This window comes from Nioella sp., assembly GCF_964229645.1.
Lineage (GTDB): Bacteria > Pseudomonadota > Alphaproteobacteria > Rhodobacterales > Rhodobacteraceae > Nioella.
The window spans coordinates 1-10,780 of sequence record NZ_CAXREX010000212.1 but is presented as its reverse complement, the minus strand read 5'-3'; the positions used below and the strand labels follow the sequence as shown (position 1 = coordinate 10,780).

General features: G+C 65.5%; 10 protein-coding genes. 5 read left to right on the top strand and 5 right to left on the bottom strand.

What is annotated here, in order from left to right:
• Window positions 1-408 precede the first annotated feature (408 nt).
• On the top strand, window positions 409-777 hold the full coding sequence (locus tag ACEQXV_RS14130) for an EamA family transporter (protein ID WP_370250870.1): 369 nt from the start codon (window positions 409-411) through the stop codon (window positions 775-777).
• Here the strand turns inward: ACEQXV_RS14130 and ACEQXV_RS14125 are convergent.
• From ACEQXV_RS14125 to ACEQXV_RS14110, 4 genes are all read right to left on the bottom strand, one after another.
• The gene (locus tag ACEQXV_RS14125; RefSeq protein ID WP_370269735.1) at window positions 774-1,847 is read right to left on the bottom strand and encodes a hypothetical protein; all 1,074 of its coding nucleotides are present in this window, start codon (window positions 1,845-1,847) and stop codon (window positions 774-776) included. The genes ACEQXV_RS14130 and ACEQXV_RS14125 overlap by 4 nt on opposite strands.
• A 63-nt stretch (window positions 1,848-1,910) precedes the next feature.
• Complete coding sequence (locus ACEQXV_RS14120; RefSeq protein WP_370250868.1) at window positions 1,911-3,191, bottom strand: extracellular solute-binding protein; 1,281 nt, start codon at window positions 3,189-3,191, stop codon at window positions 1,911-1,913.
• A gap of 41 nt (window positions 3,192-3,232) precedes the next feature.
• Window positions 3,233-4,069: a carbohydrate ABC transporter permease gene (locus tag ACEQXV_RS14115; protein ID WP_370250867.1), complete on the bottom strand. Its 837-nt coding sequence runs from the start codon at window positions 4,067-4,069 to the stop codon at window positions 3,233-3,235.
• Window positions 4,069-5,163 (bottom strand): carbohydrate ABC transporter permease, encoded by a 1,095-nt coding sequence (locus ACEQXV_RS14110; RefSeq protein WP_370250866.1) that lies wholly within the window; start codon window positions 5,161-5,163, stop codon window positions 4,069-4,071. The genes ACEQXV_RS14115 and ACEQXV_RS14110 overlap by 1 nt, the downstream gene beginning before the upstream one ends.
• A 98-nt stretch (window positions 5,164-5,261) precedes the next feature.
• Here ACEQXV_RS14110 and ACEQXV_RS14105 point away from each other — a divergent pair, with 98 nt between their 5' ends.
• Window positions 5,262-6,284, top strand: a complete 1,023-nt coding sequence (locus tag ACEQXV_RS14105; RefSeq protein WP_370250865.1) for a LacI family DNA-binding transcriptional regulator — start codon at window positions 5,262-5,264, stop codon at window positions 6,282-6,284.
• Here ACEQXV_RS14105 and bhcR read toward each other — a convergent pair.
• Window positions 6,281-7,141 (bottom strand): HTH-type transcriptional regulator BhcR, encoded by an 861-nt coding sequence (bhcR, locus tag ACEQXV_RS14100; RefSeq protein ID WP_370250864.1) that lies wholly within the window; start codon window positions 7,139-7,141, stop codon window positions 6,281-6,283. The genes ACEQXV_RS14105 and bhcR overlap by 4 nt on opposite strands.
• Before the next feature lie 159 nt (window positions 7,142-7,300).
• Here bhcR and bhcA point away from each other — a divergent pair, with 159 nt between their 5' ends.
• Genes bhcA through bhcC form a run of 3 tightly spaced genes read left to right on the top strand, consistent with a single transcriptional unit; the run spans window position 7,301 to window position 10,674 of the window.
• Window positions 7,301-8,506: an L-aspartate--glyoxylate aminotransferase BhcA gene (gene bhcA, locus ACEQXV_RS14095; RefSeq protein ID WP_370269733.1), complete on the top strand. Its 1,206-nt coding sequence runs from the start codon at window positions 7,301-7,303 to the stop codon at window positions 8,504-8,506.
• An 8-nt stretch (window positions 8,507-8,514) separates the two neighbouring features.
• Window positions 8,515-9,489, top strand: coding sequence for a beta-hydroxyaspartate dehydratase BhcB (gene bhcB, locus ACEQXV_RS14090; protein WP_370269732.1), 975 nt, complete (start codon window positions 8,515-8,517; stop codon window positions 9,487-9,489).
• A gap of 21 nt (window positions 9,490-9,510) precedes the next feature.
• Entirely contained in the window at window positions 9,511-10,674 is a 1,164-nt protein-coding gene (bhcC, locus tag ACEQXV_RS14085) for a 3-hydroxy-D-aspartate aldolase BhcC (RefSeq protein ID WP_370269731.1), read from the top strand.
• Window positions 10,675-10,780 lie beyond the last annotated feature (106 nt).

Sequence of the window (10,780 nt, the reverse complement as noted above, 5' to 3'; positions counted from 1 at the left end):
CCATGACCGGCATCCAGCCGCCACGGGTTCTGGTGAAGTGCAGGCCGTCTCGGCGCCCGCTTCGTCCGAACGTCATGGCAGTGTGATTACACGGGCCAAAGCCATGCTCCCAACGGTTTTTCGGGCCATATCCGGAATAGTCTGTTTCCGTTTCAAATGGGTATCGCGCCCCAAAACCACCAAAAAAACGCCCCCTCCAGACCCACTTGGTTTAAGATAACCCGTGCGCGGCCGTGCGCGCACGATGCGCAAAGCGGGGTGTTTTCCTGCCTTTCCGGGGCAAGGAAAGCCGCATAGCAGAACGAACGAACCGGGACACGAGGCGATGCAGAACCAGACCAGACAGGCCCTTTCGGCAGAAAGGCAGGCCACGCGCCGCGCATTGGAGGCTCGCCTGGAGGGGCGCACATGACCCCTGTCGCCTTTACCCTCATCTTCTGCTCGGTCATGTTCTCGGCCCTTGGGCAGACCTGCTTCAAGACCGGTGTCACGCGGATCGTGATCGCGGAAGGAACCGGCGTGCTGGCCCGCGCCCTCACCATGCTGACCTCTCCGTGGGTTCTCCTTGGGCTGACCTGCTACGCCATGGGCACCGTGCTGTGGCTGTTTGCGCTGCGCCGGATCGACCTGTCGCTCGCCTACCCTTTCGTGGCGATGAGCTTCGTCGTGGTGACGGGGATGGCGGTGATCGTCCTGGGCGAGCCTTTGACCCTGCCCAAGATCATCGGCCTGACGCTGATCGTGAGCGGCCTGTGCGTCATGACCTTCGGCACCTAAGCGCTGGCCAGTTTGCGGATCAGTCTGGTTTCGGCCGGGTCATAGGCAGATCCGTCCCCTTCCAGGATGTCGTGGAACCAGACCGACCGGTCGGCCCGCCCGCCATGCGCCTCGACCAGATCGGCGGGCCAGGGCAGGTTCGTCTGGGTCCGGCCCCGGACCAGTCCCCATTGAAAGCAGCCCACATCGCGCGCCTTGAGCAATTCCAGCTGGTTGCAGATGCGGCTTCCGATGGGGCGGGCCATCCATTCGGTGCACAGCATCGGGCGGCCGAGCGAGGACAGGTAGTCAATGAAGCGGTCCACGTGGTCGGCATCCCAATAGGCGTGGAACGTGACGATATCCGACAGATCCAGCGCCACCTGGTCGATCTCGGTCTGATAGGGATCATCGGTCGACCCCGGCAAGGGCGTCGTCCAGGCCCCGACGCTTAGCGGCTGTTCGGGGGCTTCGGCGCGGGCCCATTCAAAGCTTGCCCGCATCAGCGCCAGGCTGTCGGCGGAAAAATCGGGCTGGTGCTCGCGGGCACCCTGCCCGGTAAAGATCATGCGGTTTCCGGGCTCGTTATACAGATCCCAGAACAGGACACGCCGGTCGGCGCGAAAGGCGCGGGTCAGGCCCCGCACATAGGCCTCGTAGCCTTGCCAGCGCGCCCGGTCCCCAAGCGCCATCCTGCCGGGGCACGCGACGGCGCGGCTGTTGTGCACGCCGGGCACCGGGTCCGGCTGCGGACCATATACGGGTTCGGCCCCGCCGAAGCCGCAGTCGTCGAAGAAACAGGGCACGGTCAAGAGGCCCGCCCGGTCTGCCACATCCATCAGCCAGTCGAGACGCTCCATCAGCCCCTCGGCGTCATGGTCCCAGACCAGCGAATGAAGATTCACGCGCAGGGCGTTGAAGCCAAGCGATCCGGCCCATCCAAGCTCGCGCTCTATGGTGGCGCGGTCGAAGCTGTCGGGATGCCACATTTCCAGGAAGTTCACCGCCGTCGACGGCAGAAAGTTGAAGCCGCAGACCCACGGCGTTCCGGCCCACCAGCTATTTGCGTCCTTCCGGCTCCACCGCGTCATGACTCGTTCCCCGTCACAAGATGAACCCGCCCCGAGGCATCGGGACGGGTCCGGGTTTCAAACTCAGCGGTCCAGCAGGTCCTGCACCTCGGCCTGGGCATCAGCCAGGGCCTCGTCGATGGGCTTGCCGGTCAGCCAGATCGCCTGAAGCTCGCGGTTCAGAACGTCCTGGATGGCACCGTAGTTCTCGGACGGCGGGGTATCGCGCGCGATGGCGGCGGTGCCGGCATATTCCGCGCGATGCGGCAACCCGGCATAGGCCTCCGATTCCAGCACCGAGCTACGCACGGCCATGTGGCCGGTGCGGGCCCAGTCGATGTTGTGGTCGTTGATGAAGGCCAGAACCCGCAACGCGGCCTGGTAGCCCGCCTCATCCGCCTGCAAAGAGGCCGGGATCGCCCACATGTGGCTGTCGGCCCAGGTCGCGCCCTCGTCGAAGAGCGTGGGGAAGTCGGCCACGTAGTAGTTGGCCAGCGGCACGTCGGCATTGGCGGCCTCGGCGGTGTAGAAATCGACCACCCAGGTGCCGTTCACCAGGATCGCCGCCTCACCATTGAGGAAGGCTTGCTGGCTGTCGGCGTAGTTCAGCTGCGGATTGGCGTAGCCCGCGTCGAAGAGTTGGGTCATCGCGGTGATGGAGTTGCGCGCTGCCTCGTTGTCGATGGTCGCGGTGTCGCCATCGAAGATATTGGCACCCTGCTGCCACATCAGGGCCAGCACCAGGCGCACCCCGATCGGGAACTGGGCGAAGTCGGCTGCCAGGTAATCCTGTCCGGTCGCTTCCTGCACCATGCGGGCATGTTCCAGCAACTCCGCCGGCGACGAGGGCAGGATCGGCGCGCCGGAGTCATCGACCAGCCCCGCTTCGGCCATCAGGTCCATGTTGACGTGCCAGAGGTTGGCGTGGAAATCCATCGGCACGCCGTAGATGCCGCCATTGTAGCTGACAGCATCGAGCGCGGCGGGCGCCCAGTCATTGACGTCGATTCCCGCGGCGGCAAGATCGTCCGACAGGTCGGCCAGCGCGCCCAGACCCGCGAATTGCGGCACGCGATGGCGGTGCAGCACGTGGATGTCGGGCGGCGTGCCACCGGCATAGGCGGCGATGATCTGGTCATAGTAGTTGCCCCAGTCGGTGGGCAGCGTGTTGACGGTGACGCCCTCGATCTCGGCCGAAGCGGCATTGATGATCGACTGGATGATGCAAGCCTCGCCAACGCTGGCGCTGGTGTCGGTTCCGGCATCCTCGCAGGCCCCGAAGAAACGGCCGAGCGTGACTTCCTGGGCACTTGCTGCTGTGGTCAGCGCCGTGGCCAGCGCCGCCCCGAGTACGATATATTTCATGGGTCTCCTCCCGGTTCTTGTTTTGGGGTTGCCCCCCGGTGTCATCCCTTGCTTCCGCCCACGGTCATGGCTTGCACCACGTAGCGCTGGAAGATCAGGAACAGGATCACGACCGGAAGCGAGGCGATGACGCCCGAGGCCATGACACGGCCCAGCCCTTCCGATTGCGCAAAGTTGGATTGGATGCTGGCCAGGCCAAGCGTGATGGTGAAATACTCCCGCTGCTGTGCCGATACGAGCGGCCAGAGATAATCGTTCCACGCGTAGAGGAAGGTGAGGATCGCCAGCGTCATCATGGCGGGCCGCGCCAGCGGCAGCATCACGTGGCGGAAGATCTGCAACCACCCCACCCCATCGAGCCGCGCGGCCTCTTCGATGTCCTTCGGGATCGCCTTGAAGAACTGCATCATCAGGAACACGCCGATGGGCACCGCCATGCGCGGCAGGATCAGCGCGTGATAGCTGTTGTGCCAGCCCAGATCGGCGAACATCGTGTAGAGCGGTATGAATACCGCCTGTTCGGGCACCATCAGCCCGACAAGGCACAGGATCATCACGGGCGTCTTGAAGCGGAATTCCAGCCGCGCCAGCGCGTAGCCCGCCGTGGTCGACACCGCCAGAACACCAAGCGTCATGCCCACGGCCACGATCACCGAGTTGAGGAACCACCACGGCGTCTGCCCGAAGCTGAACAGCGCGGCATAGTTGTCGGTCGTGAAGGGCACCGGCACCAACCCCAGAGCCGTGGACGATGTGGTGCGCGCCAGCACGTCATTGGGCTGAAAGGACAGCGACACCATCCAGATCGTCGGCACGAGCCACAGGAAAGCCGGGATCGCCAGTGCCGTCACCAGCCAGTAATAGCCACGGTTCAGCATCAGTCCTCCTCCCGCCCGACCAGGAACTGCAGGACCGAGAAGGACCCCATGATCACGAAGAGAAAGACCGCCATCGCCGAAGCACGCCCAAGCTCGCTGTCTCGGAAGGCCGTCTGGTAGACGTAACGCACCAGCACCTGAGTTGTGTCGTTGGGGCCCCCGTTGGTCATCAGGTGCGACTGCCCGAATACCTGGAAATGCAGGATGATCTGCAACACGATGACCAGCGTGATCGTGCGCTTGAGGTTGGGCAGGGTGATATACCAGAAGGCGCGAAAGCCGGTGGCATTGTCCAGCGCCCCGGCCTCGTAGAGGTCGCGGCTGATGTCCTGAAGCCCGGCCAGAAACAGGATCATCGCGATCCCGACCGACCACCAGACCGTGGTGATGACGATGGCCGCCATGGCAAAGCTTTCGTCGGTCAGCCAGACGATGGGCGAGCCGCCGAAAAGCTCGGTGACGTTTGCGATCAGCCCTTGGCGCTGTGAAAACATGATCTGCCAGATCAGCGTGACCACCGTTACCGACAGGACCTGGCTGAGGAAAAAGAGCGTGCGCAGAACCGACATGGCGCGCGTTTCACGGTTCAGCGCGGCCGCAAGCACCAGCGCGCTCAGCGTCACGCCGGGAACGGTCCAGCCCACGAAGAGGATGGTATTGCCGACCGTGGGCCAGAACCTGCGATCATACCAGCGCCCTCCTTCGCCGGGATGGAAACCGGGTAGGACAAAGAGCAGCAACGCCGCCAGCCCGAGGGCAATAGCGGTCGCACGGCTGACCCGCTCCGTCCGGCGAAGGAAGACGCTGAGCCCGACACCAACTACACCTAGCACTTGCAATGTCGGGCAGGAGAAGGCGGCCCATTCGATGTTCCGCCCCCACAGGATGCGCTCGTAATTGTGGAGCCCCACGAACTCGCGCGCGTCTGGATTGAACGCCACGGCCAGGAGGTTCCAGTCGTGCAGACTGATCCAGATCCCCCGAAAGAACGGATAGACCAGAAACGCGCCGTACACGACCAGGAACGGCGCAAGCAAGATCCAGGCGGCCTGCGCCTGGCTCAGATGCTTGCGGTGTCTCTGGTCACTCGTCACGGCAACGCCCTCCCAAGCGTCGGGAAAACCGCGATTCTCCCCGTGCTAAAATTATTAGCAATATTTATTAGCAAAACGCAACCCGCTATGGTGAGGCCATGACAGATGACAAGGATTCCCCCCCGGCCCGCGTGACGATGAAGGATGTGGCGCTGCGCGCGGGCGTGTCGCAATCCACCGTGTCCTTCGTGCTGAACGGCATGGAAGACATGCGTATCAGCGCCGAAACGCGCGCGCGCGTGCTCGATGCGGTGGCCGAGCTTGGCTATCGCCCCCGCTCGGCCGGGCGCCCGCCCGCCACAACCGGGCAACGCGTGATCGGGCTGATGTTCGACGAGGTGGCCACCAGCCCCTTCGCCTCGATCTCGATCGAAGGCGTGCAGGAAGAGGCGTGGAAACAGGATGTCCTGGTCGAGGTGGTGATGACCGGCGGCGACAAGGGCTACGAGGCGGCGATCCTGCGCAAGTGGGCCGCCGACCGGGTCGAGGGCGTGATCTATGGCTCGATCCTGACGCGCAAGGTGACGCCGCCCGATGCGCTGGCCAAGCACCGGTCGGTGCTGCTCAACTGCTATGACCCCGATTCGCGCTATTCCTCGGTGGTGCCCGCGGAACGGCGCGGGGGGGAAATGGCCACCCGCTTCCTGCTGGAGGCCGGGCACCGCAAGATTGCTTTCATCTCGGGCGAACCGTGGATGGAGGCCTCTGATCAGCGGATGGAGGGCTATGAACGCGCGCTGCGCCAGTCCGGCCTGCCCGTCGATCCTTCGCTGATCGTCGAGGGCAACTTCCTGCCCTCGGGCGGCCGCGAGGCGACGCTGAAGCTGATGCAGGGGCCGACACGACCCGATGCCATTTTCTGCGCCAACGACCTGATGGCCGTGGGTTGTTACGAGGCGCTGAAGGAACTGGGCGAGAAGATCGGGCGCACGGTTGCCGTCATGGGCTATGACGACCAGGAAATCGCGCAGCACCTGTCCCCGGCGCTGTCCACCGTGCTGCTGCCGCATCGCGAGATGGGTCAATGGTGTGCGGCGCGGCTTCTGTCATCGGGGGCAGAGCCGGTGCAGGACCGCATGGAATGCCCGGTGGTGCCGCGCCTGTCGCACTTCTCTGACTAGCCCATGCGCGGGGCCAGCGGGCGCGCCGGATCATACCCCATGGCGCGCGAAACCGCATCGGCGGCCCGTGTCACGGCATCGCCAAGACGCTCGGTCGCGGCTTCGCTCACGCGGCTGGTCGGCCCCGAAATGGACAGCCCACCGACCGCCTCGCCATAGGCATTGAAGACCGGGGCCGCGATGCAGCGCATGCCCAGGTTTCGTTCTTCGTCATCAATGGCGAAGCCCCGCAGGCGCGTGCGCGCGAGGTCCCGCAACAGCCCTTCGCGCGTGGTCAGGGTGCGCTCGGTGAACGGGTCCAGCGGGGCCGCGTCAAGAAAGCCCTGCAACGCGCCCTCCTCCATCTCGGCCAGGAGCGCCTTGCCGATCCCCGAGGCATGGAGCGGCGAGGTAGAGCCGGGCGGGAAGAATGCGCGGATATTGGCATGGGTTTCGACCTGCCCGACGAATATGACCTCGCCGCCCTTCCGGATCCCGAGATTGGCGGTCTCGCCCGTCTCTTCCATCAGCCGCCGCAGAACGGGCCGCGCGCGGTCCACGAGGTTCGTGCGCCGCAGGTAGGCCGACCCGATCAGGAAGGCCTGGGCCCCGATGTTCCAGACCTGCGCGGCGCTGTCGAATTCCACCAACCCCCGCAGGCTGAGCGTGACCAGAACCCGGTAGACCGTGGCGGGCGATTGCGACAGCGCCTCGGCAATGGCCGAGAGCGACTGCCCGTCGGTGCGCGAGAGGTGCTCGAACACCTCCATCGCGCGATCGAGCGACTTGATCGTATTCTGTTCGGTCTTGTCGTGCCAGTCGCGCGGACGGCCCCGCGCACGCCGGGATTCTGTCGGAGTCTGATCGGGATTCGCCATGCGCCCTTACTTTCTAAAAAATGATTTCACTGCGTGAAAAACTCTAACCCACTGCATTGATTTGTCAAATCCAGTCAAACTGATTTTGAAAAACTTTTTTAAAAAAATTTTGCTCCGCGCCCCGCCCCGCTAGCCTGACCCAAGCAAGTGGAGGTTGCCATGCACCATCAGAATCCCGTTTTCATCCCCGGCCCGACCAATATCCCGGACGTGCTGCGCCGTGCGGTCGATTACCCCTCGATCGACCATCGCTCGGCCGATTTCGTGGACATGTTCCTGCCTGTCCTCGACGGGGTGAAGCGGGTGCTGAAAACCTCGACCGGCGAGGCGTTGATCTTCCCCGCGACCGGCACCGGCGCGTGGGAAGCCGCGATCACCAACACGCTTTCTCCCGGCGACCGGGTGCTCGCGGCGCGCCACGGCATGTTCTCTCATCGCTGGATCGACCTGTGCCAGCGGCACGGGCTCGACGTGCAGGCGGTGGAGGGCCGTTGGGGCGCAGGCGCGCCGGTCGAGGATTTTATGCGCATCCTGTCGGAAGATGCCGGGCAGGCGATCAAGGCGGTTCTGGTCACCCATAACGAGACCGCGACCGGGGTCCGCTCCGATGTTGCCGCCATGCGTCGTGCACTCGATGCCTGCGGGCACCCGGCGCTGTTGATGGTCGACGGGGTCAGTTCCATCGCCTCGATGGATTTCCGCATGGAGGACTGGGGCGTCGACCTGGCAATCACCGGGTCGCAGAAGGGCTTCATGCTGCCTGCGGGCCTTGCCATCGTGGGGATCAGCCAAAAGGCGCTGGCAGCGATGGAGGACGCCCGCTGCCCGCGCGGCTTCTTTGACTTCCGCGACATGCTGGCGGCGAACCGGACCGGCGGCTTTCCATACACGCCCCCCGTGGGGCTCATCCGGGGCCTGCACCGGTCCATCACGCTTCTGGAGGCCGAGGGGCTGGAGGCGGTCTTCGCCCGCCATTTCCGCATTGCCGAGGGCGTGCGCCGGGCGGTGGCGGCCTGGGGCCTTCAGACCTGCGCCGAGACCCCGGAAATCGCCTCGGACACGGTGACCGCGATCCGCATGCCGGAGGGGGTCGATGCAAACCGCATCGTGGCCCTCGCGGCAGAGAAATACGCCACCGCCTTCGGGACCGGGCTTGGGCAGGTCGCGGGCAAGGTCTTCCGCATCGGTCACCTGGGCCTGATGACGGATGTCATGGCGCTGGCGGGCATTGCCACGGCGGAAATGGTGATGGCCGACCTGGGCCTTGCCGTCACGCCCGGATCGGGCACCGCTGCCGCGCAGGGCTATTACCGCGCCACCGCCCGTTCCGCCGAGGCCCCCGGCCCCGGCCGCCAAGCTGCATGAGGACCGAGATGACCATTCACCCCCCTGCCCCCGCACTCACCATCCCGAGCTATGCCGACATGCTGGCGGCGGCGGATCGGATTGCCCCGCATATCCGGCGAACGCCTGTGCGCGTGTCGGACTACCTCAACCGGCTGACGGGCGCGGATCTCTTCTTCAAGTGCGAGATGTTCCAGGAACCCGGCGCCTTCAAGCTGCGCGGCGCGGCGAACGCGGTGTTCGGGCTGAGCGAGGCGCAGGCTTCTAAAGGGGTTGCGACACATAGTTCGGGCAACCACGCCAGCTGTCTGAGCTACGCCGCGATGCTGAGGGGCATTCCCTGCCACGTGGTCATGCCGCGCACCGCGCCGCAGGCCAAGAAGGATACCGTGCGCCGCTATGGCGGTGTGATCACCGAATGTGAACCGTCGACGACCAGCCGCGAGGCGACATTTGCCGAGGTGCAGGCTGCAACGGGGGGCGATTTCGTGCACCCTTACAACGACCCGCGGGTGATCGCGGGGCAAGGGACCTGCTCGAAGGAACTGGTGGAGCAGACCGGCGGGCTCGATGCGGTGGTGGCCCCGATCGGCGGCGGTGGCATGATCTCGGGCGCCTGCCTGACGCTGGCCACGCTGGCCCCCACCTGCAAGGTGATCGCCGCCGAACCGGAACAGGCCGACGATGCCTGCCGCAGCTTCCGGGCGGGCCGCCTGATTGCCGATGACGCGCCCGAAACCGTGGCCGACGGGCTGAAGGTGCCGCTGAAGGACCTGACCTGGCATTTCGTGCGCAACCACGTGAGCGAGATCTACACCGCCAGCGAGGACGAGATCGTGAACGCGATGAAGCTCATCTGGAAACATCTGCGCGTGGTGGCCGAACCATCGAGCGCCGTGCCCCTTGCCACGATCCTGAAGAACCGTAACGCTTTCGCCGGCAAGCGCGTGGGCGTTATCCTGACCGGCGGCAACGTCGACCTGGACAAGCTGCCCTGGACCTGAGGGCCGAGAAGGAGACCTGACATGAAAGACCTGACCACGCTCGATGCCTACGAGGTCGGCTTCGACATTCCCGCCAAGCCCGGCATGGACGAGGCCGATATCCAGACCCCGGCGCTGGTGCTCGATCTCGACGCGCTGGAGCGCAACATCAAGAAGATGGGCGACTATGCCAAGGCCCACGGCATGCGCCACCGGGTGCATGGCAAGATGCACAAGTCGGTCGATGTGGCCAAGCTGCAGGAACGGCTTGGCGGCGCGGTCGGTGTCTGCTGCCAGAAGGTGAGCGAGGCCGAGGTCTTCGCGCGCGGCGGCATCAAGGATGTGCTGGTCTCGAACCAGGTGCGCGATGCGGCCAAGATCGATCGGCTGGCGCGGCTGCCCAAGCTCGGCGCGCGCATCATCGTCTGTATCGACGACCCGGAGAACGTGGGCGAGCTGTCGGCGGCGGCGGTCCGGCACGGCACCCGGATCGAGTGCCTGGTCGAGATGGACGTCGGCGCAGGGCGCTGCGGCGTGATCGGCGCGGGCAAGGTGGTGGCGCTGGCCCAGGCGATCGAGGCGGCCGAGGGTCTGCGCTTCACCGGCATCCAGGCCTACCAGGGCGCGATGCAGCACATGGACCGTTACGAGGACCGCAAGGCCAAGCTCGACGCCGCCATCGCCATGGTGGCCGAGGCGGTCGCGGCGCTGAAGGCCGAGGGGATCGCCTGCGAACTGGTCTCGGGCGGCGGTACCGGCAGCTACTATTTCGAGTCAGCCTCGGGCGTCTACAACGAGCTGCAATGCGGCTCCTACGCCTTCATGGACGCCGATTACGGCCGCATCCTTGACAAGGACGGCAACCGGATCGACCAGGGCGAGTGGGAGAACGCCATGTTCCTCCTGACCCAGGTGATGAGCCATGCGAAGGCGGACATGGCCATCTGCGACGCGGGGCTGAAGGCGCAGTCGGTGGATTCCGGCCTGCCCGTCATCTTCGGGCGCGACGACGTGGAATACGTCAAGTGTTCGGATGAGCATGGTGTCATCGCCGATCCGCAAGGCGTGCTGAAGGTTGGCGACAAGCTGCGGCTGGTGCCCGGCCATTGCGACCCGACGGCGAATGTCCATGACTGGTACGTGGGCGTCAGGAACGGCGTGGTCGAGGTGGTCTGGCCCGTTTCGGCGCGCGGGCGCGCCTACTGAGGATCGACGCCTTCGGCGCCGACCCGGGGGGGGGGGGGGGGGGGGGGGGGGGGGGGGGGGGGGGGGGGGGGGGGGGGGGGGGGGGGGGGGGGGGGGGGGGGGGGGG